Below are 22,628 nucleotides of genomic sequence, written 5' to 3' on the forward strand. Positions count from 1 at the left end.
AGCGTAACCAAATATACAAAATGCCGCAGGTATACAAACGAAAAAAGAGCCTTGCGGCTCTCTTTCAAAAGGTATGTACAGCTAATTATTTACTTGCTGTTATTACTGTAGCCGCTTTAGTCTCGCTTGTGGTCTTGATATTCATCTTCATTCCCTGGGCTTCAAATCCCATATCCATATTTACCGTAGCATCGTTACTTGTAGGGTAATTTTGGTCCATATCGTATATCATAACACCCGATCCTGTTCCGGAGCCTTTCATATCCTGGCCTTCAATGTTCGCTTCAAGCGTCATTACATGGGTTACATCAAAAAATGCTTTGCGGCCTTCTACTTTTTTAAGTTTAAAGGTAGCTATATCTTTCATTTTCATGGTTACAGGCCCAAGCGGGATATCCATTGGCGTTTCCTGTACAAAGCTCTCACCTACTTTTACTTTTCTTTCCGGCATAAATATCTGTGAAAGGCCTTTTTCCATCATACCCATCAGCATATCTTTTACCTGATCCTGCATGCCCGGCGCTTCGATCCTTTCAAATGTAGGCATCATTCCGGGTTTCGCCTTGCCGTATATTTTAGCGCCATTCATCTGGTCGGCGCCCTGCTGGCCTGCCTCCATAGAAATTTCCATTACTATAGGCATTTCGTTATTAGCCAGTTTACCTACTGTTGTTTTGGTTGTAATGGTACTTCCTGATTCCTGCTCCATTGGCTCTTCCGCACCTTCATACGTTACGCCAACCTGTGTTTTCTGACTTGTTGTCTGCGTGTACGTAGTGTTTTGTTTGTACCCTACTTTAAAGTTTACTTCCTGTGCCTGAAGGCCCATTGTAAAAAGAAGCGCTACTACCAGAGTTGTGATTTTTTTCATTGTTAATTGTGTTTTAATTGCTCAAAGATACTTATTCCGCAATAAATAAGAGCGTTTCCACATTATTTAGTTGATCTTTTTATTGTATTCCTTTACCATAGTAAGCGTAGATGTATCGGTACTGAATACCGAGTTAAGCCCCTGAGGCTCTTGTGGCGGGTCGGCAGTAAAGTCATCGCCTTTAGCCCATTTGCCGTTCGCAGGGTTATTTTTTCCGCTTCCGCCAAAGCCCCAGAAATTCAGCGCAGCAAAGGCTTCCTTGTTTTTCACGCTCAGTGCCAGCCTGTCGAAAATAGCTTTGTAAAATGTATCCCTTGCTGAAACTGGTGATTTCCTGTCAAGGCTCTCTCCTTCTCTTGGCAGGCCGAATTCTTCCAATACAATGGGTTTGCCAAGGCGTTTTGCAACAGCGATATGCTCATTGATATAAGCAATCGTTTTTGTGATGGATGGCTGCAAGGTTTCCGCAGATCTCGTATGGTCGTACCAACTCCAGTTTTTGGGCCAGATATGCATGGTAAGGTAATCGATCTTGGGGTTGTTGTGGGTGCGCTCATATATGGCGATATCATCTGCCGACCCTGCCTTGCCCTCGCTACCGGTACATATCAGGTGATTTTTATCGAGGCTGTCGATTAAGTCGACTACTCCGTTGAGCCATTTGGTAAAGGCGGCCTCATTATCTGCTGTAAACACACGCGGCTCATTAGCTACCTGCCACGCCATGATAGTGCTGTCTTCGGTATATTTCTTCTTGGTATACGTATTCGTCCGTCCCAAAATATATTTAATATGGTCGTTAAATGCTTTAATACAGGGTTCGCACTTGTGGAATTGCTTCGTGTATTCCATGAACTGCGGCCAGGTGTTCGGCTTAATATTCGGGTTCGGGAGCTTGCCGTATCCGTTCCATTCCAGGTATTGTGCCATACCGCCGCTCCATTCCCAGTTGTTATTCAGGTACAAAACCGCATACATCCCGCGCTTACCCATTTCACTAAGCAGGTAGTCCAGTCCATCCAGTAGGTTTTCTTCATATTTACCCTGTTGCGGCTGCAGTGCCGGGGTCACAGTAAAATCCTGCGTGCCGGCTTCTGCTCCCACGAGTATGCGCAGGTTGTCAATGCCCTTCGACTTCAGTAAGTCGAGTTCTTCGGCAAGTCGCTTGCGGTCGCCTCCTTCTTTAGCGGCAAGCAGAACACCATACCAATAATTGGTACCAATGTAATGATAGGGCTTGTCGCCTTTGTAGAATTGCGTTCCTTTTACGGAAATGCCGGGTTGCTGTGCGGAGCAGGAAAAAGCCATTGGCATGAAAGCAATTATTAAAAGTATTTTCGAAATTTTATTCATATTATTTATTTTAAAGTCCTCTCCCCCTCCCGATAGCTATCGGGACTCTCCGAAGGAGAGGGGAGCCGGGACGCACCACTCAAACGATAATTGATCCGGTATGAGTGAAGCTCAATCTGAAATCTACAATCTGAAATCTGAAATTATTCAACAGGCATCGTGTACATATCCGGAAGGTCGTTTTGCAGCACCGATTCGGCCTTATTGGCAAACTGTAAAAAATCCTGCGTGTTGCTTTGGCCGGAAGGCGGAACGTAATAGCCGTCCTGGTTGTTGGTCCAGAACATCACAAATGCCAGTTCGACATTATTAGCTGTCATTGCCGTGTAGATATTGTTGGCAAAGAACCCCGTGATTGGACTTATGCCTGATGTTACCCTGAAACCTGTTTCGGTCATGGCCGCAATTTTCACTTTTTCTTTGGCAAGGTCGGATACCATTTTGAGCTTGTTGTTCGCAGTGGTCGTGCCGGTGCTGCTTCCGTTAGCGAAGTCGCCGTAATTGTCCATACCGAGGATGTCGATATAATCATCACCCGGATAGCGGCTCAGGTAATTGCCGGATGTAGTGTAGGTGTTATCGGGTGCAAAGGCGTACAGCACATTGTGCACGTTTTTGGTATCGCGAAGGTATTCGACAGTAAACTTCCATGCCTGCTGGTACTGTGCGGGTGTACAGTAAGCCGCTCCCCACCAAAACCAGTTGCCGTCAAACTCATGGAATGGGCGGAAGATGACAGGGATTAGCTTGTTGTCATCACCCTTTAAATTGTTCAGCACACTGGCAACTTTATCGAGTTTTGATTTGTAATAGTCATGGTTTACGCCTCCGGGAAGTATACTGGCAAAGGCTTCCTGTTTATGCTGTTCAGTCATTTCCGATGTATAAAACGTTTCACCTTCAAAAGGCTCACGCAGGTGCCAGCAGAAAATATTCACCATACCTTTATTATAAGCTTCTTTTGCATCATTGATAATCATCTGTTCCTGCTGGTAGAACCAGTTGGAAGGCGTGCCATCGTTATTATCATCGGTAATGAACATGAAGTCGGAGCCCAATAAGGCAGGGTCGTTGCCTGTGGCTTTCTTAATGTCCGAGTCGCCTGCCGCATTATTATAAAAGGAAGCGAAAGCATCCTGCTGGCCTATAAAGTATTTTGTTTTGGAAGTTTTTTTCAGGTTATAAAATAATGCCACGGTCTCATCGGTGGCGTTGGCATCGGCCATATAGGATCTTACATTTTCAGGTGTCAGCACATCCGGGTCTTCGGTTACGGGGCCGTCGTCGCTCATTCCTGAGTACTTATCGTCTTTAGAACATCCCGTTATTGCAAACAGCATCACTGCCAGGGCAGCCTTAAAAACATTTCTCTTTTTCATAATTGTATGTGTTAATATGCCGCTCCTCCGGAGCTCACGTATGAATTGGCATTCATTTGCTATAAATATGCCGTCCCTCCGGGACTCACACTCAAGCCCCCGCGGGGCGATATGTTTATAGAAATTAAATAGACCGATAATTATGAGCTCCGGAGGAGCGGCATATAAAATAATTTAATGAATTTTAATGTAAAGCATGGCAACTACAACCTCCGCATCAACTCCAAACACGCCCTGGAATTATGGTACGGGCATTTCCAGAAACCTGCCTTGTCCTTTTCTATTTTGGAATAGTCGGCGTTGATGCCCCATATCCATTCTCCATTGACTTTATCCAAGATGTATTGCTGAACAAATTCCCAGTTCTTTTCCACTGCTTTGAGGTATTTGGCATCGCCGGTAATCTGCCACGCGTTTACCATGCCTATCCAAAATTCGCTTTGGGGCCACCAGTGCTTTTCGGCGATAAGCTTATTTTCCTCCGGGTCAAATTCGTACCAAAGCCCGCCGTCTTCATCAAGGCCTTCAAAGGTTGCATCGGCCATTGTGACCGCGTGTTTTTTATAAATATCAATAAGACTTTCGTCATGAATCACTTCGGCGCACCATTGCAGCAGCCAGGCAGCCTCAATGTCGTGGCCATAGGAAATCACGTCCGGTTTTTCGATCCAGTCCTCACTGAAGAACAATCGTAAATGTCCTGTCTCTGCATTGATGAAGTACTCGTTAATAGTATAAAGCAGTTCCTTTATAATATCCTTTAATTCCTTATCGGGCCACACCTTGTAAAGATTTGCATATGCCTCCACAATATGCAGGTGGGTGTTCATGGTCTTCTTTTCGTTGGCATCCTTATCGCTCAGGCGAAGGTCATCAATAGGTTGCCAGTCGCGGGTAAAGGCTTCAAGGTAGCCACCATTTCCACCATCGTAACTGTTTAATTCTATTTGTTCGTAAAGCTTTTTGGCTAAAGCCAAAGCTTCCACATTTTTTGAAACAGCATAAAATTCAGACAGGCCATAGATTACGAAAGCCAGTGCATAGATTTGGTTCTTCGTATCTTTCGGATTGCCAAGGTGATCGACGCTCCAAAAGATGCCGCCATTTTCGTTGTCATAAAAATATGTGGCAATGTAGTCGTATGCCCGTTGCGCCAGTTGCAGGTGCTTTTCGTTTTTCGTAACCGGATATGCTGCGGAGAACGCCCATAAGATACGGGCATTCAGTACGGAGCCTTTGTCGGCATTGTAATCTTTATTTTCTGAATGGTCAATGGTGCCAATGAACCCGCCATGCTTTTCATCAACGGTGTTTTCTGTCCAATAGTTAAGTATGGACATTAGTTCATCGTGCATTTCCAGTTTCAGGTTTTCCATTACAGGAATTTGCTGTTATTGTCTACCATTTTTATTATGGTCGCTACCGAACCCGCCGATGTGAACGTATCCTGCGGCGTGTTCATTACGTAGTCCACCAGCTTTTCAACTGTCGAAACCGCTACGTGCATACGCGTATCCGACGATGCATAGTAGATATATACCGTACCGTCCCCATCGGCTATCCAGCCATTGGAGAATAGTACATTCGACACATCGCCTACACGCTCCTCATTTTCAGGCGCCATAAAATAGCCTGCCGGTACATGTGTCACTTTCGAAATATCATTCAGGTCGGTCATGAAAAGGTATGACGTGTAACGCAATCCCGCCGCTGTGTTGCGTACGCCATGCGCCATGTGCAGCCAGCCTTTTGCTGTTTTGATCGGGGCCGGGCCAAGGCCGTTCTTCAACTCATATATAGTATGGTATACTTTGCCAAAAATGATCTTCTCATCCTGGACAACAGGGTTCGTCATATCGTCTATAAAGCCAAGGCCGATACCTCCACCGCTGCCTACGTCGATAAAACCATCCTGCGGTCGGGTGTAGAGTGCATATTTGCCATTGACGAACTCCGGGTGCAAAACTACATTGCGCTGCTGCCCTGTTTTCGACACCAGGTCGGGAAGCCTGTCCCAGCTTACAAGGTCTTTACTGCGCACGATGCCTGCATTGGCAACTGCCGCACTTGTATCGCCGGCAGGTGCATCAGGGTCTTTTCTTTCGGTGCAAAAGATACCGTATATCCAACCGTCCTCATGGGCGGTAAGGCGCATATCGTATACATTGGTATCCACATCATCGAGTTGGGGGATCACGCAGGGCTTATCCCAAAAGCGGAAATTATCCACGCCGTTCGGGCTTTCGGCAACGGCAAAGAACGATTTCCTGTCCACACCTTCTACCCTTACCGCCATTACATAGCTAGTGCCCCACTTCATCGCTCCTGCATTGAACGCTGCATTGATGCCGATGCGCTCCATACCGTGCGGGTTGGTGGCCGCATTCAGGTCGTAGCGCCATGCTATAGGGGTGTGGGCAGCAGTAACCACCGGGTTTTTATATCGTGTATAGACACCGTTGGTTTCCGCAACGGGGCTATTCTTTTGTTCAATAAGCTGTTGGTGGGCTTTTGCAAGCGCATCATAATTCGGTATCCTTACCAGCCTGTCAGTAATCATGTCATTACCCATCTCAATATATTCTTTAATTTGTATTCCTTTAAATTATGATTTCAATACATTTATTCTTTACCACTAGGATCACGAAGATCTTTCACAAAGGGCACTAATACCAGGCTTACTTTTAAAGAACACAAGGCTTTGATCATACAGCCTTGTGAACCTTGTGTAAAAACTTTGTGACCCTTGTGGTAAAATTTCTTTGTTAAAAATCCCTGAGCCTGTTCCACCAGGTGCTCTTCATCACAGTAAATATTACGGCCAGCAGCGCCAGCACGATACCGAAGCCTGTCCATTTCGACAATATAAAATACATAGGCAATAGCGTAAGCAGTACCTGCCCTGTTATGCCCATAGCCACATTGGCCATGTTGATGCCAAAATTCCTGTTCTTTTGTATTCCCGGATCTTCCGCGGCCTGTATTTTCATGCGTACCGGTTTCCAAAAGCCCCACGGCCTTACCGTCTTGTAGAATTCTTTCAGTGTTTCCTCGTTTGTCGGAGGTGCGGCATAGGAACCGAGTATGCAAGCGATGAGCTGTATCACGATAAATACCGGGAAGAAATACAGCATGCGGGTACCGTCAAAATAATCCGTAACGCCGCTTACCGAAAGGGCCGGCGGAATGGCGCTTGCAATGATACCGGCAAACATCCCCCAGAAAAAACCGCTGGCATTGAAGCGCCACCAATACCATTTGAGCACGTTGGCACAAACGAACCCGCCGTAAAGCCCTGCCGTAATGATATTGAATATCATGTTGATGTCGCGTATCAGCAGGCCGAGGCCTACGCCAAGGACTACCATTACCGCACCCGAAATGTAGCTCATGGTAATAACCTGCTTCCTTTCGGCATCAGGCTTTATGTATTTTAAATAAATGTCATTTACAATGTATGCCTGCCCTGCATTCAGCGTTCCGGAGAAGTTGCTCATAAATGCACCGAGAAACCCGGCAAGCACAAGGCCAACCAACCCAACCGGCAGGTATTTATTGATAACCGCAGGCATAATACTCTCGAAGTTAACGCCATTCGCCGACTGGCTTAGGTCAAGGTCTTTGAAGTAGAGCACGCCCAAGATGCACAACCCCATGGTCATAAAGTAGCGTATCGGCAACAATATGATAGAAATGAAGCCGCTCATCTTGCTGGCTTCTTCCGGTGATTTAGTACTTAGTATTTTTTGGCAATCGTAATTTGGCGCAGGCCCGGCAAGGCTTTTCAGAACGCCCGAGAAGAACATCATACCCACTACTGCCGAGAATAATTTATAACCGTCTTTCTCCAGTTTTACCTGGGCATCCGCTAAAATGTGCTGCCAGTCGAGGCCCAATTCTTTCCCGAATAATGGGTTGTCCCAGCCCAGCGGCATCTTGTCGGCAAATACGATACCGGAGTCTGCCAGGTGGATCATGGCTATCGTCCCAACAAAAATGGAACACACGATCATGATCATGTATTTGATGAAGTCGGCAAGCACAATGCCGTGCATCCCGCCCACGATACTGTAGAACGTTGCTACCAAGCAGATGCTTACCCCGTAAAATTGCGCCGTGATGTTTTTTGCTTCATATAATGCTGCTGTATAATCTGCCGATCCTGCAATGTAATGGTCAAGGTGCTGGTCCAGGAACGGTACGACCTCCTTAATAGTTTCATAAGGTATGAATATCTCGAGGAACTCGCCCACACCTACGAACGCGTACGCCATATAGCCAATGCAAAGCATCAGTGCGAAAACCACCACAATAGCATGGCTTTCCCTAACACCTTTATCTGTAAGCCCAAAACGCGTGCCCAGCCATTCGGCGCCGGTAGTAGCGTTGCTGCGGCGGAGCCATTTGCTCAGGAACACCATTAGGAACACCTGGTTGAAAACCGGCCACATCCATGGGATCCAAACGCTCTTGAAACCGTACAGGAAGGCCATGCTCACGAGCAGCATCGTACCGCTGATGTCGAACATATCGCTGGCATCGCTAAGCCCGAGCATGTACCATGGCAGCTTTTTGCCTCCCATAAGGTAGCTGTCCTTGCTGCGCTTTGCGCGGTTTTTCATGACGACCCCTATAATGATCATCATTACAAAATAAAGGGCGATTATTGTAAGGTCTATGACTGTTAATCTCATTCGTTTGTTGGCTTATACACCTATCGGTATAATTTTTCTTTGGTTACATCGCTTTGGAACAATGTATTATCTTTTTTATAGAAATCTGTGAAATCCTTTTCGGATACCTGCCCTTTATAAGGCGCGTAATAGTGCATGCGTGGCGGCTTCATCCATTCGTTCCAGCCGTGGTTGCGCCATACCAGAACATACGATATCTGCTGTTTGCCAATGGCTTCGGCAAGTGTGCCCGTCCACCATTTTGCATCCGGTACGGCTTCATAGCCCGTCTCTGCAATAGCCGAAAGCTTGTTATGCTCTTTGGCTACATCGGTTATTATGGAAACCAGCTTTTTAATATCTGTAATAAACTTATCCCTTTTCGCACCGTCGCCGCCCTGGTAAATATCGAAACTCACAACGTCAACCCATTCATCGCCAGGATAATATCCCATGAAGTCGGCCTTTGTTGTTACGTTTTCATTCGACGTATTGTACACGTAAATGAGGTTGTGCACGCCTTTGCTCTGGAAATAGGTCACGGTGAATTTCCACAACTCCTTAAACTGCTCCGGGGTTGTCGTATTTTTGCACCACCAGAACCAGTCGCCTGTAAATTCATGGTAAGGCCTGTATAATATAGGAATTGGCTTGCCGTCACTGCCTTTTAAGGATAAAAGGAATTCGGCTGCATTGTCCATCCAGCCTTTGTATTTTTCATGCTGTGAGCCTCCGGGAAGTACCGAAACAACTGTACCGGGAGCATTGTCCCAGGCATCTTTGCCGCTAAGGGGATTATTTACGTGCCAGCTAACGGTATTCACGCCGCCGCGGTCGTACACCTGCTTCATGAATTCGCGCATCTTTGCAAATGGTACGCCATCAAGGTCTTTATCTTCTCTATTCTCGATACGGCCAAGGTCCCAACCATATACCGCAGGATAATCGCCCGTTACATCCTTGATATCGCTCCTGCCCGCTTCGTACTTCCACTCTACCCCATAAGCCAGCGCATCCTGGTGCCCGAACATATATCCTTTTTCTTTCAGGCGGAACAGGTTTTTGTATAATGCAATAGTTTCTTTCGTAGCATTTTTATCGACAGGAAGCGTACCCGAAGTTACCGTTTGTGACGTCCCTTTGCAGGAAATCAGGAGCAAAAAGGCAGCTAAAAGGATAAATATATTTCGGACCGGGTTTTGCATCTGCTTCAAATTTAGTGAGATAGTATTGTGAATTTGACAAATATTTAAATCTATAATTTAGAACAGTGTAATTTTAAAGACACTTTTTTGATAATGCCAAAGATAATTTGAGTCATAAATTTAAGTTAATATTATTTTATCAATATTATATCATATAATTGCAAATAAATTGACAGAAATGGACAACCGCAAATTCCACCGCGAAATCCCGCCGCTCACCAAAGGAGACAGTTTCCTTGTTTTTGACCGTACTAAAGACACATTCGACTTCCCGATACATTACCACGAAGAGTTCGAAATCAACTTCATACTGAATGGCAAAGGAGTAAAACGCATCGTGGGCGACCATATCGAAGAGATCGATGATGTCGAATTAGTATTAGTCGGCCCCAACCTGTACCACGGATGGGAACTTAACAAATGCAAAAACAAAAAAATACACGAGATCACGATACAGTTCCACAACGACCTGTTTAGCGACTCGCTTTTGCAGCGCAGGATTATGATGCCGATAAAGGACATGTTCAACCGGGCCAACCACGGCATTCTCTTTTCTAAAAAAACAGGAAAAGAGCTTGCGGACCGATTGATACAGATATCGAAGCTAGACGGGATGGATTATTTCCTGGAGATCATTTCGATACTGCACGACATGGCCAACTCACGGAACCAAAGGCTGCTTTCTACCTTCACTGTTGACTACGATACTTTTGAAGATGATGACAAAATGAAATTGGTGTATGAATACGTCCAGAAAAACTTTTCGAACAAGATCACGCTCGACGATGTTTCTGACACTGCCAATATGAGCCCGGTATCCTTTAACCGATTTATTAAAAAGCGCACCGGCAAGACCTTTGTAAATTACCTCAACGACATCAGGGTGGGTTACGCGGCACGCTGGCTGGTAGAAAAAGACCTCAGCATTTCGGAGATCGCATTCAAGTCGGGATTTAATAATATCGCCAACTTTAACCGCATTTTCAAAAGCATAAAAAATACCACCCCAAGCCAGTACCGCGAGGAGTTTTACGGTATGAAACGCTTTTTATAATACCTATTTGATTAAAAAATACAGGTGGTATTTTTCGTATAAATACAAAATGCAAAAAGTATTATTATTTGATTTTCAGCGTTTTAAATTATAATTGATTTTCGGCCATACCTTGTATAGTAACATTTACGCAAACGTTAGAGAAAATATTATCATTAAATGATAAAATAATATTAACAAACGCTTAACAACTCCCATAAATTTGTTTTTATCAATAATCTATCCTTAAAATTATTGATAGCTAAAAGAATTTGTTATTTATTTTAAGATTTAGTAACTAACCAAACACAAATTACTATGGGTAATACTCTACTTTATGATCTTATTAAATGGTGCACGAGGGGCAAAACCCTGGTTTACCTCATCCTGTTGTGCTGCGCGGGTGCCGCACAGGCGCAAAACACGGTTACAGGTGTTGTGTCCGACGGCAACGGCATGACCATTCCGGGGGTAAACGTAACCGTTAAAGGCACCGGAACCGGGGTGTCTACCAACGTTGACGGACAGTATTCTATCGATGTTCCCGCCGACGGTGTACTTGTATACAGCTTTATAGGCTTTGCAACACAGGAAATTAAGGTGAACGGCAGGAAGGAAATCAACATTGCCCTTGCCGAAAACGCAGAGCAACTTGATGAAGTAGTAGTAATAGGCTACGGAACGCAAAAGAAGGACGACGTAAACAGCGCTGTATCTACCATCCGCACCAAAGACATCGAAAACCTTAAGCAAACTACTGTAGACCAAATGATACAGGGTAAAGCCGCAGGTGTATCGGTAACCAACAACTCCGGGCAGCCGGGCAGTGCGGTATCCATACGCGTTCGCGGAACCACCTCTATATCAGGCACAAATGAGCCGCTTTATGTTATCGACGGTGTGCCGGTTTCGGGAGATGCGACAGGCAAATCGATGAGCGGCAGGCCTATAGCAGGCAACGATTTCTCATCGAGCGGAGGCTCTGGTAATAACGCTGTAAGCCCTTTATCGATGATAAACCCTAACGATATCCAGTCTATAGACATCCTTAAAGATGCTTCGGCAACGGCTATTTACGGTTCCAGAGGCGCTAACGGTGTTATCATCATCACTACCAAATCCGGCAGGAAAGGAACCGGAAAACTGACCTATGAAGGCTATACCTCTACCTCAAGCATCTATAAAAAGCTGGACGTGCTGAACCTGCGCCAGTATGCCGCACATCAAAATGCGCTATCACTCCTTTTCGGTACCGCACCAGACCAGCTTCGTCCGGAATTTGCACACCCTGAGCTATTGGGTACCGGTACCGACTGGCAGGATGCCGTATACCAGACAGCCATTTCAAAGAGTCACCAGCTTTCCTTTTCGGGAGGAAGCGAATCTACTTCCTACTATCTTTCCGGCGGTTTCCTTGACCAGCAGGGAACGCTTTTGGGCTCCGGCTACAAACGATACACGATGAGGCTTAACCTGGACTCTAAAGTGAAGGATTGGCTAAGGGTTGGTGCGAACGTGAACACGGGTATCACTAACGAAATCCTTACCATCAACCAGAGTTACGGCGGTATCATCAGCAATACACTATTACAGGCTCCGGACATACCGGTACGAAATCCTGATGGCTCATTCGCAGGCCCGCTCGACAACGCACTTAACTCGACCTATTTTAACCCTGTGGCCGAGGCGCTTTCTAAGGACAACAAACTGGTAAGAAAAAACTTTTTAGGCAATGTATATGCCGAGGCAGAAATTATAAAAGGCCTGAAATACAGGGTTGAACTTGGGGCCAATACTGAGTTTTCTGACAATACCGAATTCACTCCTGCCTATAACTGGGGCGTACAGGTAAACCAAAGCGCCGACCTTTATGACAGGAGGCAAAACTGGTACTCTGTCAACCTTAAGAACTTACTAACGTATGACAAAGCCCTTGGAAAACACAAGTTTACCGTATTGGCAGGACAGGAAGCTAACGACAGCCACTGGTCGGGAATTTCGGCTTATGGAACAGGGTTCCAAAGTAACTCGCCTTATGGGCTTAACCTTGCCGACCCGGCACAAAACACCGTAACCAGCTACAAAGGCAGCGCAGCGATTTATTCGTTCTTTGGCCGTGTTATTTATGACTTTGACAACAAATACGGCATCTCTGCTTCCTACAGGGCTGACAAATCTTCTAAATTCGACCCTACAACTAACAACCAATGGGGGTATTTTCCGGCGGTATCGGGCTCATGGAAATTGTCTAATGAAAGCTTCATGGAAGGCACCCGCAAATATATAGATAACATCAAATTCAGGCTGGGCTATGGAGAAACCGGTAACCAGCAGATAGGCAATAACCGATATACGGCCTTGCTTAACCAGCAGAATTCAGGCCTTGGTTCAGGGTTCCTTGTAGCTAACATACCGAACCCCAACCTTACATGGGAATCGATGCAGCAAACGAACCTGGGTATCGACTTCACGCTGCTTGACTCAAGGATAGGCGCCAGTGTTGATTTCTATAAAAAGACCTCCGACGGGTTCCTGTTCCAGGTTCCGCTGCCGGACTACCTTACAGGCGGCGGTGCACAGTATGGCGGTATTGATTCGCCCTACTCTAACCTTGGAGAAATGGAAAATAAAGGTATCGACATAACACTCACGTATACTACAAAAGGCAACAGCGATTTCGAATGGAATTCTACCCTGGTGTTCTCGCGCTACAGGAACCAGCTTACGGCTATACAGGACGGGCTTCCGCTGACACAGGAAGTAAACACCAACGGCTATATACCGGTTGTGGCAACCAATACCCAGGTAGGCCACCCTATAGGAATGTTCTACGGCTATGTAGCAGAAGGTTTGTTTACCACTCAGGAGCAGCTTGATAATGCCCCGTTACAGTTTGGGCAAAGCGTTGGGACGGGTGCAGGGCAAACCTACCTTGGCGACGTGAAATATAAAGATGTTGACGGCAACGGTGTTGTGGATGCCAACGATAAAACATTTATCGGCAACCCACATCCAGATTTCACTTTTGGCTTTACCAACAACTTCAAATACAAGAATTTCGATCTTTCGGTATTCGTACAGGGTTCTGTAGGCAATGATATCATGAACCTCACTTACAGGAACGGCACATCGAACGCGCAGCTTTACCAGAATGCGCTTGTGGATGCTGCCAACTACTGGACCCCGGAAAACACCAACACGGATATACCAAGGCCTATAGGATCTACAAGTAACCCTAACGTACAGATATCCAGCCGCTATATAGAAGACGGATCGTATGCAAGGATACAGAATGTAACACTGGGTTATAACCTGCCGCAGGACCTTATAAGCAAAATAAAGCTGACACGGTTCAGGATATACGGCACTGTGCAGAACCTTCACACTTTTACGAAATACAGTGGCTATGACCCTGAGATAGGTTCCTTTAACCAAAACCAGCTCCTTACAGGAATTGACAATGGAAGGTACCCTACACCGAGAACGTGGTCTTTGGGAATAAATGTAGAATTTTAAAAAAAAGAAAAAGAAAATGAAAAGATTCCGCAACACATACAAATTGTTCAGCTTAGCAATTGTATTTACAATACTATCGTCCTGCGCCGAGGATTTTACCAACAGGCCGCCGGAAGACGCCATAAGCCTTGATGCTTATTACAGCTCGAATGACCAGGTAGCATCGGCTACCAACGGTATGTATTCCAGGACATGGTTCCAGTTACATAATAAATTTTTCTTTGCTGTGGCCGAGGTGGGCTCGGGCAATATGTACTCCGGCTCAAGCGACGTTAGCGCCATGCGCAACTTCTCGCTTAACGGGAGCGACCCTGAGCTAAACCAGGGCTGGAGGTCGCTTTGGGCAAATGTAGCACAGGCCAATGCCATCATCAACTTTCTTGCCGACCGTGTGGGCCCGGGAGTAGATGACGCAGTACTGCAAAATACTATTGGCGAAGCTTACTTTATGAGGGCTACTGCTTATTTCTACCTGGTGAGGCTATGGGGGCCGGTGCCTATTATCGAGAACAACCTTGATTATGTAGGTACACCAAACATAAACACCAACAGGATCGAGGATGTATATACCCTTATAGAAAGCGATTACAATACGGCTATAGAAAAGCTGTATGAAAAAGTAAGGACTTCGAACTATGCCAATAACGGCCATGTATCAAAAGGTTCTGCTAAGGCAATGCTGGCAAAGGTGCACCTGTACCAGGGCGAATATGCCGAAGCAAGGGAACTTGCAGAAGAGGTTATTAACAGCAATGAATTCAAGTTGCTTGGCGGTACACAGCTTCCTTCTAAAGGTTTCGGCGACCTGTTTACCTACCCTAATAACAATAACGAAGAATCTATTTTTGCACTGCAATGGGTGACTGATGGTAATTACGGTTCGGCGAGCAACTGCAACACGCAGTTTGGCATCAGTACGGCTGCGCTTACAACCTCTAATGCTTCCTATGGCGGCGTGTTCGCGCCTTCGCAGGACGTACTTGACCTTTATGAAGCCGGTGATATAAGAAAGCACGAAACAATAATGGTCCCGGGAGATAACTATCCTAATGTGAAGGTTATCGTGAATGGTACTACAGAACAGGTTGGCTTTACAGTACCTGCTGCCGACCAGATAGGCGGCCAGAATGCAGGTGCCGCCATAAAAAAATACTGTATAGGTATCGTGAACGGGAATGCTACAGGGCCAGTAGATAACTGGGCGATGATGGAAAACAACACGTATATAATGCGTTATGCAGAACTATTACTGATTCATGCCGAAGCAGTGCTTGCCGGCGGTAACAGTACTTCGGATGCGGGAGCGCTGGCTTCTTTCAATGCGGTAAGGGCGAGAGCCAACCAGCCTGCACTTGCCACTATTACGTTTGACGATATTTTCCTTGAAAGAAGGCGCGAGCTATGCTTTGAAGGCGACTTCTGGTTCGACCTCTGTAGGATCCCAAGGGCACAGGCAATCGCTATTATAGCTGCGCAAAACAGGGGTAATATGTTCCTTGAAGAGCACTTTACACCTGACGAGTCTGATTTTTACCTGGACTACCCCGATAATGATGTGGCCAAAAACCCATTATTGCTGGCAGATCCGGTTCCTTATCAATTCAATTAAAAAAATTACAAGATGAAAAATTTTAACTTTAAACATTTATTGGGATTACTCACGATATTCTCGATAACGCTGTTCACCGCATGCAGCGATGATGAAAATGCAGGAGGCGGACAGCCCGTTATTGAAAGCGTAAGCCTGGCACAAAACGATTCGCTGGTAGACAAAGGCTATGCAGATAACATGTACATCATACGGGGTAAAGGATTTACAAATACCCAAAAGATCTATTTCAACGAAACGGATACGTATTTCAATTCTACCTTCGTGACTGACGAAGTAATACTTGTGACCATTGACAGGAACACACCCTATGAAAACGCACCGGACGAGCTGAAAGTAGTTACCAGTGGCGGAACTGCTATTTACCACTTTGTGGTAGCGCCTCCTGCACCTAACGTGAGGAGCTTCCAGCCGGTTAATGCTGCCGACGGCGAGCAAATCACTATTTATGGGTCGTTCTTCCTTAATCCCGTGGTAACCGTTGGCGGGGTGCAGGCAGAAGTAGTTTCGAATACTTTAACCGAAATCGTAGCGATACTGCCTCCTGGCTCACAGCTAAAGAAAGTAACAGTGACTACTATTTCGGGGGAATCGGAATGGGGAACTGCTGTAGGAACGGCTATATACGACGATGCCTTTTACGCACCATGGGACATTGAATCATGGAACAACCATACCTATGTAACTGATGCGGCCAAAGCGTACCAGGGTGTAAAATTCATCAAGAAAACTATTAACGGATGGGATAACATACAGGGTAACTGGGCCTATAACGATCAGCTGTCGCAGTACACCGGCATCCATTTCTGGATACGTTCTGACGATGCGGGCAAACTTGTGCCAATCATCAACGGCAATGGCTGGGGTGATGCTTCGAAAGCTGTGACTACCGGTACCGAGTGGACAGAATACCGTTATACATGGGCAGAGCTGGGCAACCCTGCTGCGCTACAGAATATAACATTCCAGGAATTTACCGGTGCAGCGCATAACTATTACTTCGATAATTTTGGGTACACTGTTGATTAACGATCATATATAAGTTGTTTTTGTGAACTCCCTGGCTTTGTCGGGGAGTATTTTTAAGGTAAAACACCATGATAAGAAAAACCTGCAGGAATGTTTGCACTGAACGCCTAACGTGAGATTATTTAAACAATGAAAAAGACAATATGTTCCCTTTTTGCAGTATTGGCAACCTTTTACGCAACAGCGCAGGGCAATAATTATGTACAGGATTATACCAAATACCAAAACCTGGCCATGACTCCGCCGATGGGCTGGAACAGCTGGAACAAATTTGCCAGCAATGTAGATGAGGACATGATAAAGCAAATGGCCGATGCCATGGTAACTACCGGGATGAAAGATGCGGGTTACACTTACATCAACATAGATGACTGCTGGCATGGCGACAGGGATGCACAGGGATTTATCCATCCCGATCCGAAACGTTTCCCGAACGGCATGAAGGCACTGGCCGATTATGTACACGGCAAGGGACTTAAGCTGGGTATTTACAGCGATGCCGGAAGCCAGACGTGTGGCGGAAGGCCCGGCAGCCGCGGCTATGAATTCCAGGATGCGATGACCTATGCCTCGTGGGGTATCGACTATTTAAAATACGACTGGTGTAATACCGAAGGCCTGAAGGCTGAAGGCGCTTATAAAACTATCACTGCAGGGCTGAAGCGTGCCGGGAGGCCAATAGTGCTTAGCATTTGCGAATGGGGCACCGATGAACCCTGGAAATGGGGACAGAATGTGGGCCACTTATGGCGAACAACCGGCGATATTTACAACTGTTTTGACTGTATAAAAGACCACGGCTCATGGAAAGCCTGGGGCGTAATGCAGATACTCGATAAGCAGGATGGCCTTCGGCACTATGCAGGGCCGGGCCACTGGAACGACCCGGATATGCTGGAAATTGGCAACGGGGCGCTTACCCCCGGTGAGGACAGGGCGCATTTTACTATGTGGGCTATGCTTGCTGCGCCGCTTATTGCCGGAAACGACCTGAGAAACATGAGTAAGGAAACAACAGAGGTATTAACTAATAAAGAAGTTATTTCCGTGAACCAGGACAAGCTGGGCATACAGGGCTTTAAAGTTACAGCTGAAGACGGCCTTGAAATATGGGCAAAACCTCTACAGGGCGGCGACTGGGCTATTGTGTTCCTGAACCGCAGCACGACAGCCAAAAAGATCGACTATGACTGGGCAACGCAAAAAGTGTACGATGACATCAACAAGCTGGATGCCTCTTTTAAATCTACTGCCTATACAATTAAAAACCTTTGGGACAAAAAAGATAAGGGAACGGCTACTACCAAAAAAGCTTTTAAAGCCGAACTGCCTGCCCATGACGTTATCGCCCTGAGGCTGACTAAAACTAACTAGTATGAAAAAACACTTAAACCTACTCTCCATCGCACTTCTCTTTACTGCACTGTCTTTCGGGCAGGGCGTAAAAGAATACGGCCAGCTTAGTGTAAAAGGCACACAGCTTGTAAATAAAGACGGCAAGCAGGTAATGCTCCGCGGAATGAGTTTTGGGTGGCACAGCTTCTGGCCAAGGTTTTATAATCCCGGTGCCGTAAAGTGGCTGAAGGACGACTGGCATGCCAATGTGGTGCGCGCTGCAATGGGCATTGAAACCGGCAGCAAAGGCCTGACCTACAAAGAAAACCCTGCCGATGCCAAAGCAAAAATAAGGGCTGTTGTTGATGGCGCGATTAACGAAGATATTTATGTGATCATCGACTGGCACAGCCACAACATCAACCTTAAGGAGGCTATGGCTTTTTTTGATGAAATGTCTAAAACATACGGGAAGCATCCGAACGTGATTTATGAGATATTCAATGAACCCGATGAGGAAAGCTGGGCCGATGTAAAAGCCTATAGCGAGGCCGTGATAAAGGTGATTCGCAAGAACGATCCTGACAACATCATCCTTGTGGGCTGCCCACACTGGGACCAGGACATCAACCTGCCTGCTGCCGACCCCATTAAGGGTTACAATAACTTAATGTACACAGTGCATTTTTATGCCGCAACACATAAGCAGGAACTCCGCGACCGTACCGATGCAGCGCTTCAAAAAGGCCTGCCAATATTCATATCGGAATGTGCGGGGATGGAAGCTACGGGCGACGGGCCGCTGAACGTTGAAGAATGGGAGCGCTGGATATCCTGGATGGAAGCGCGTGGGCTAAGCTGGATCACGTGGTCGGTATCGGATAAAGATGAAACGTGTAGCGTACTCAAAAAATCGGCGGCATCTGACGGGAACTGGAAAGCATCCGACCTGAAGGAAAGCGGCATTAAAACGAGGGAGTACCTTAGGAACCTTAACGGTGCCGCAAGAAAAAACAGGCAATATTCTGTAGACGGGAATTAAGATAGTTGAGTTAGTTTAAATTTGGGTTAGAAGCCTCTGCGAAAGCGGGGGCTTTTTGTTTGTTATTCTGCAAAGCTATTGCCCGGATCTATTGCTAAGGACAAAAATTTTTAAGTTTCACGCAAAGTCGCAAAGACTCATCATAGGAGCGTTATTTGAAACTACGAATAAAAAAAAGCAGCGAGCTACCACACCCGCTGCCAACATCTATAAAAATCAAAACTTTTCAACACTTTGAAAATATTTCATTAATTCAAAAAGCTGGCAGGATTATGTAAGACATAATTCAGTTAGGGAGGTGCGGTATTTAAGAGGGGCTTTGTACCCGAATTATTAACCCCGCCCGGCTTTTATTAGGATAGGACTAATATTGCATTGCAACTACAAACATTATGATCTTTTATCCTGAGTCAAAATTCGGGATAAATAATCAATGGGCATAGGTAGGAATTACCTGTTTTTATAAAACAGGTAATTCCCGCATAACAAAAATCGTGGCAAAGGGAACCTACTACGTACCTGCGCTATTATTTAGCCACAACGGAGGTAATAACAATTGAAATGCGAAAATTGCATTGTTTTTCAGACGCTCCTTACGTAATAGTATAGTGGTGTATTTTTGGCATGATGCTACATTACCGGTAGTTCATCTACCTTTATAAAGCCATGCTGTATGGCATATATCACAAGGCCTGCAATATTTTTAGCACCGGTTTTGGCAAACAGGGTTGTTTTATGGCCTTCGACGGTACGGGGCGTTAAAAACAATACTTCCCCAATTTCTTTAGCGGTCATCTGCTGGCAGATGAGGCGAAGCACCTCTATCTCCCTTTCCGACAGCGAGTCATCTTCATCAAGCGCCGGTTTCGGCGTTTTAGAGGAGATCTGGCCCCGCACGGCAGCAAGCTGGTCTTCTTTAAAATAATATCCCTGCCTGTCTACAGTGCGTATTACATCCACAAGTTCGATCGGGGAAATGCCTTTCGGCAAAAATGCCGAGACGCCCGTTTTGAGCATAAAACCCATAAAACTGCGCTGGTAATGGGACGAAACTACAATTACTTTTATATCCGGAAAATCAGCCTTGAGGTGATTTGTAACCTCTATGCCGTCCATGCCGTCCATCTTAAGGTCCAGCAATACTATGTCCGGCAATACTGCTGCTGTTGAAAGCTGCGACAGGAGGCCCGGGCCGCTATAGGCCGTAAAAAGCACTTCCATGCCATCGCAGCTGTGCAGGAATCCCTGCAGCAGGCTTACAATAAGGGAATCATCATCGGTTATTACTATCCTGATATTTTTCATAGTTCTGTAGTTTATATTTCTGCTGCCATAAATGTGGTTGTGCCCTTCCCTGGTGCCGACTTAACCCTGTATTTTGCATTAAGGTACTGCATCCTGAATTCGAGGCTGTTGAGCCCAAGGCCTTTTTTAAGCTGGCCTGTATCAAACCCGCGCCCGTTATCGTTTACAGACAATATGATATTTTTTTCTGTATGGCGAAAGGCTACCTTTATCTCTGTGGCGCCTGCGTGCTTTATAATATTGGTAAGCAGTTCCTGCACCACACGCAGCAACTGTATTTTTATATCCGGCGAAAGGTCGCCTGAAACCCTTACATCACTATAAAAATCAAGGGTAAATTTTTCTTTCCAGGGATGGAGTACCTGCTCAATAAGTTCTTCGGCTGTTGAAAATTCCAGCAGTGGCGGCGTAAGGTCGTGGGATATCCGCCGGGCCTCGGTAATGCTTTCCCCAAGCAGGTTTTCGATTTCCGGCAGCCCTGCCCCTATCTGGCTTTTCATACGGATGAGCGTAAGCTTGCCGATGAGGCTGTCGTGAAGGTCGGCAGCAATGCGCCCGCGCTCTTTTTCCTGCGCCTGCAGACTGGTTTCCATCAGCATTTTCTGGTGTTCGAGCTGCGTTTGGGCTTCCCTCAGGTTGGCCTCTGTCATGCGTTTATAGCCTGCATGCATAATCTTTACCACAAAAAGGATGATGGTAAATATCAGCACAACAATTATTGTGATCCATATAGCAATTACCTTGGGGTCCTGCCACTTTTCCATAAAGAGTATTCAAACGCTGTTAATATCCCAAAAATAGGAACTTTATTGGAGTTATGATGGAATAACGTATTTAATTACAAAGTGATTTTCTTTTGCAGATTATGGTTTTGCTGCCTGCCGTTTTTCCATACAGAATAAGTCAGATACATATAAAGCGCTATTATCATAACTATATTGATATGGAAAAAATAGAATTTTAGCCCTGTCTTTTCATTAACAAGAAAATTGAAAGGCAAAAATACTATAAGGGTAATTGTGAAAAAAACCAGAAGAACGGTATTCAATACGAAATTATTCCAGTGTGATTCTTTGAAATTACTAATTCGCTCAAGGTAAAATGCCAAAGCCATTAAAACAACTATAAAGTTATCTACTACTTTTGAATAAGGCTGGAATTGTTTTGCATCGAGTTTGTTCAATATGAAAAAATAAAATATTTCTCCTACTATATAAGCTATGCCAATGACGCCTGTTATCAAAAATATTTTATTGTATTTTTTCAGCAAGAGTTTATTGTATAGATATAAAAAAAAGCACAAATCAATAAGACTGTATACAAGAAGTATTATAAAATTATTTCCCAGTTTGCCCAAAATCCTTGCCGAAAGATCAAGGCAAAGCATTAATAAAAGGTAAAAAGTAAGGCTCTTATGGATTTTATCAAGAGATTTTTTATATACCCATCCTATAATAACCCCCGCAGTAAGAACCGCAGGGGATAAAAAACTAAAAAAGGTGCTAAAGTCTGAAAACTTCATTAATTTAAACTAATTTGCTCGCCTCTAATAAGTAAAAACTTTGTTCGGGTGCAGTGGCACTATATGGAGGTACCGGTGTTGCATAATCGTCAAATTGAATCAGTGTCTTGTCGTTTTGGTTGGCAATGATCATATCCGCTGTCATAATTCCTTCGTCACCGCCAATCTGTAATCCCAGTGTACCTATGCACTCATCTGACGCAAAGTCATCTGCATGGATATTAAACGCCTTGAACATGCCTATGGGGTCAGAGGCCTGTTTTGGTGTCCAGGTCTGATAATTATCGACCCATCGGTCCATACGCGCCTTCGCCTCCACATCGGGTATAGTATGCGATCCGGTCAGGGTCCAGAAAACTTTGCATGGCTGTGTGTAAGCCGAGATTTGCGCCTTGAATTCCTTTTTATCATACGCCTGGGGAATCAGGAAAAAAAAGAGGTCGTTTTTATAGATCCCCGGATAAGCGTGAATGTAATCTGAAGTCTCGGGATACGAAGTGTTCGTATAGGAAAAACGGTTTCCACATCCCAGGGCTGTAACTAACGCCGGGCCATCTTTAATGATAGCATTCCATTTGGCAATACTCTGTAAGATCGAACGATTTGTCATACTATAAATTTATTGATTACTAATTGGGGTTTGTTAAATTCCCGGTTACGGTTTTAACAAATTTAGCTTTTTCAGGTTACAACATGAAGTGCTACGTAATAATTTTATTATTAATTATCCTTTTCATTACTTACTATGCGGTACAC

General features: G+C 45.3%; 17 protein-coding genes. 6 read left to right on the forward strand and 11 right to left on the reverse strand.

Going from position 1 to position 22,628, the window contains the following annotated elements:
* Positions 1-85: 85 nt before the first annotated feature.
* The 7 genes from AAEO56_RS14105 to AAEO56_RS14135 form a co-directional block, all read right to left on the reverse strand.
* Positions 86-871, reverse strand: a complete 786-nt coding sequence (locus AAEO56_RS14105; RefSeq protein WP_341697716.1) for a hypothetical protein — start codon at positions 869-871, stop codon at positions 86-88.
* A gap of 66 nt (positions 872-937) precedes the next feature.
* Positions 938-2,224 (reverse strand): glycoside hydrolase 5 family protein, encoded by a 1,287-nt coding sequence (locus AAEO56_RS14110; RefSeq protein ID WP_341697717.1) that lies wholly within the window; start codon positions 2,222-2,224, stop codon positions 938-940.
* 143 nt (positions 2,225-2,367) lie between these two features.
* Positions 2,368-3,603: a glycoside hydrolase family 26 protein gene (locus tag AAEO56_RS14115; RefSeq protein WP_341697718.1), complete on the reverse strand. Its 1,236-nt coding sequence runs from the start codon at positions 3,601-3,603 to the stop codon at positions 2,368-2,370.
* 203 nt (positions 3,604-3,806) lie between these two features.
* On the reverse strand, positions 3,807-4,979 hold the full coding sequence (locus tag AAEO56_RS14120) for an AGE family epimerase/isomerase (protein ID WP_341697719.1): 1,173 nt from the start codon (positions 4,977-4,979) through the stop codon (positions 3,807-3,809).
* Positions 4,979-6,175: a glycoside hydrolase family 130 protein gene (locus AAEO56_RS14125; RefSeq protein ID WP_341697720.1), complete on the reverse strand. Its 1,197-nt coding sequence runs from the start codon at positions 6,173-6,175 to the stop codon at positions 4,979-4,981. The genes AAEO56_RS14120 and AAEO56_RS14125 overlap by 1 nt, the downstream gene beginning before the upstream one ends.
* A gap of 193 nt (positions 6,176-6,368) precedes the next feature.
* Positions 6,369-8,297, reverse strand: coding sequence for a sodium:solute symporter family protein (locus AAEO56_RS14130; protein WP_341697721.1), 1,929 nt, complete (start codon positions 8,295-8,297; stop codon positions 6,369-6,371).
* Between the two features lie 20 nt (positions 8,298-8,317).
* Positions 8,318-9,481, reverse strand: a complete 1,164-nt coding sequence (locus AAEO56_RS14135; RefSeq protein WP_341697722.1) for a glycoside hydrolase family 26 protein — start codon at positions 9,479-9,481, stop codon at positions 8,318-8,320.
* A 178-nt stretch (positions 9,482-9,659) separates the two neighbouring features.
* Here AAEO56_RS14135 and AAEO56_RS14140 point away from each other — a divergent pair, with 178 nt between their 5' ends.
* The 6 genes from AAEO56_RS14140 (at position 9,660) to AAEO56_RS14165 (ending at position 19,045) form a co-directional block, all read left to right on the forward strand.
* Entirely contained in the window at positions 9,660-10,535 is an 876-nt protein-coding gene (locus AAEO56_RS14140) for a helix-turn-helix domain-containing protein (protein WP_341697723.1), read from the forward strand.
* Between the two features lie 297 nt (positions 10,536-10,832).
* The gene (locus AAEO56_RS14145; protein WP_341697724.1) at positions 10,833-14,030 is read left to right on the forward strand and encodes a SusC/RagA family TonB-linked outer membrane protein; all 3,198 of its coding nucleotides are present in this window, start codon (positions 10,833-10,835) and stop codon (positions 14,028-14,030) included.
* A 16-nt stretch (positions 14,031-14,046) separates the two neighbouring features.
* Entirely contained in the window at positions 14,047-15,639 is a 1,593-nt protein-coding gene (locus AAEO56_RS14150; RefSeq protein WP_341697725.1) for a RagB/SusD family nutrient uptake outer membrane protein, read from the forward strand.
* 12 nt (positions 15,640-15,651) lie between these two features.
* Positions 15,652-16,668: an IPT/TIG domain-containing protein gene (locus AAEO56_RS14155; protein WP_341697726.1), complete on the forward strand. Its 1,017-nt coding sequence runs from the start codon at positions 15,652-15,654 to the stop codon at positions 16,666-16,668.
* Between the two features lie 129 nt (positions 16,669-16,797).
* Positions 16,798-18,042, forward strand: coding sequence for a glycoside hydrolase family 27 protein (locus tag AAEO56_RS14160; RefSeq protein WP_341697727.1), 1,245 nt, complete (start codon positions 16,798-16,800; stop codon positions 18,040-18,042).
* A 1-nt stretch (position 18,043) separates the two neighbouring features.
* Complete coding sequence (locus tag AAEO56_RS14165) at positions 18,044-19,045, forward strand: glycoside hydrolase family 5 protein (protein WP_341697728.1); 1,002 nt, start codon at positions 18,044-18,046, stop codon at positions 19,043-19,045.
* A 630-nt stretch (positions 19,046-19,675) separates the two neighbouring features.
* Here AAEO56_RS14165 and AAEO56_RS14170 read toward each other — a convergent pair.
* The 4 genes from AAEO56_RS14170 to AAEO56_RS14185 form a co-directional block, all read right to left on the reverse strand.
* The gene (locus AAEO56_RS14170) at positions 19,676-20,350 is read right to left on the reverse strand and encodes a response regulator transcription factor (RefSeq protein WP_341697729.1); all 675 of its coding nucleotides are present in this window, start codon (positions 20,348-20,350) and stop codon (positions 19,676-19,678) included.
* Between the two features lie 11 nt (positions 20,351-20,361).
* The gene (locus AAEO56_RS14175) at positions 20,362-21,114 is read right to left on the reverse strand and encodes a sensor histidine kinase (RefSeq protein ID WP_341697730.1); all 753 of its coding nucleotides are present in this window, start codon (positions 21,112-21,114) and stop codon (positions 20,362-20,364) included.
* A gap of 74 nt (positions 21,115-21,188) precedes the next feature.
* A complete protein-coding gene (locus AAEO56_RS14180; RefSeq protein WP_341697731.1) occupies positions 21,189-21,872 on the reverse strand; it encodes a hypothetical protein in 684 nt (227 codons plus the stop codon).
* Positions 21,873-21,876: 4 nt separating this feature from the next.
* Positions 21,877-22,482 carry a hypothetical protein gene (locus AAEO56_RS14185; RefSeq protein WP_341697732.1) on the reverse strand — a complete coding sequence of 202 codons (606 nt, stop codon included), beginning with the start codon at positions 22,480-22,482 and terminating at the stop codon, positions 21,877-21,879.
* Positions 22,483-22,628: the final 146 nt, after the last annotated feature.

Source organism: Flavobacterium arundinis (genome assembly GCF_038289855.1).
In the GTDB taxonomy this organism is placed as follows: domain Bacteria; phylum Bacteroidota; class Bacteroidia; order Flavobacteriales; family Flavobacteriaceae; genus Flavobacterium; species Flavobacterium arundinis.

Excerpts from the sequence above, each read along its gene's own strand:
- AAEO56_RS14105 (WP_341697716.1), bottom strand. The coding sequence starts at position 871 with ATGAAAAAAATCACAACTCTGGTAGTAGCGCTTCTTTTTACAATGGGC.
- AAEO56_RS14135 (WP_341697722.1), bottom strand. The coding sequence starts at position 9,481 with ATGCAAAACCCGGTCCGAAATATATTTATCCTTTTAGCTGCCTTTTTG.
- AAEO56_RS14155 (WP_341697726.1), top strand. The coding sequence starts at position 15,652 with ATGAAAAATTTTAACTTTAAACATTTATTGGGATTACTCACGATATTC.
- AAEO56_RS14115 (WP_341697718.1), bottom strand. The coding sequence starts at position 3,603 with ATGAAAAAGAGAAATGTTTTTAAGGCTGCCCTGGCAGTGATGCTGTTT.
- AAEO56_RS14165 (WP_341697728.1), top strand. The coding sequence starts at position 18,044 with ATGAAAAAACACTTAAACCTACTCTCCATCGCACTTCTCTTTACTGCA.
- AAEO56_RS14160 (WP_341697727.1), top strand. The coding sequence starts at position 16,798 with ATGAAAAAGACAATATGTTCCCTTTTTGCAGTATTGGCAACCTTTTAC.
- AAEO56_RS14140 (WP_341697723.1), top strand. The coding sequence starts at position 9,660 with ATGGACAACCGCAAATTCCACCGCGAAATCCCGCCGCTCACCAAAGGA.
- AAEO56_RS14170 (WP_341697729.1), bottom strand. The coding sequence starts at position 20,350 with ATGAAAAATATCAGGATAGTAATAACCGATGATGATTCCCTTATTGTA.
- AAEO56_RS14120 (WP_341697719.1), bottom strand. The coding sequence starts at position 4,979 with ATGGAAAACCTGAAACTGGAAATGCACGATGAACTAATGTCCATACTT.
- AAEO56_RS14125 (WP_341697720.1), bottom strand. The coding sequence starts at position 6,175 with ATGGGTAATGACATGATTACTGACAGGCTGGTAAGGATACCGAATTAT.
- AAEO56_RS14180 (WP_341697731.1), bottom strand. The coding sequence starts at position 21,872 with ATGAAGTTTTCAGACTTTAGCACCTTTTTTAGTTTTTTATCCCCTGCG.
- AAEO56_RS14110 (WP_341697717.1), bottom strand. The coding sequence starts at position 2,224 with ATGAATAAAATTTCGAAAATACTTTTAATAATTGCTTTCATGCCAATG.
- AAEO56_RS14175 (WP_341697730.1), bottom strand. The coding sequence starts at position 21,114 with ATGGAAAAGTGGCAGGACCCCAAGGTAATTGCTATATGGATCACAATA.
- AAEO56_RS14150 (WP_341697725.1), top strand. The coding sequence starts at position 14,047 with ATGAAAAGATTCCGCAACACATACAAATTGTTCAGCTTAGCAATTGTA.
- AAEO56_RS14130 (WP_341697721.1), bottom strand. The coding sequence starts at position 8,297 with ATGAGATTAACAGTCATAGACCTTACAATAATCGCCCTTTATTTTGTA.
- AAEO56_RS14185 (WP_341697732.1), bottom strand. The coding sequence starts at position 22,482 with ATGACAAATCGTTCGATCTTACAGAGTATTGCCAAATGGAATGCTATC.
- AAEO56_RS14145 (WP_341697724.1), top strand. The coding sequence starts at position 10,833 with ATGGGTAATACTCTACTTTATGATCTTATTAAATGGTGCACGAGGGGC.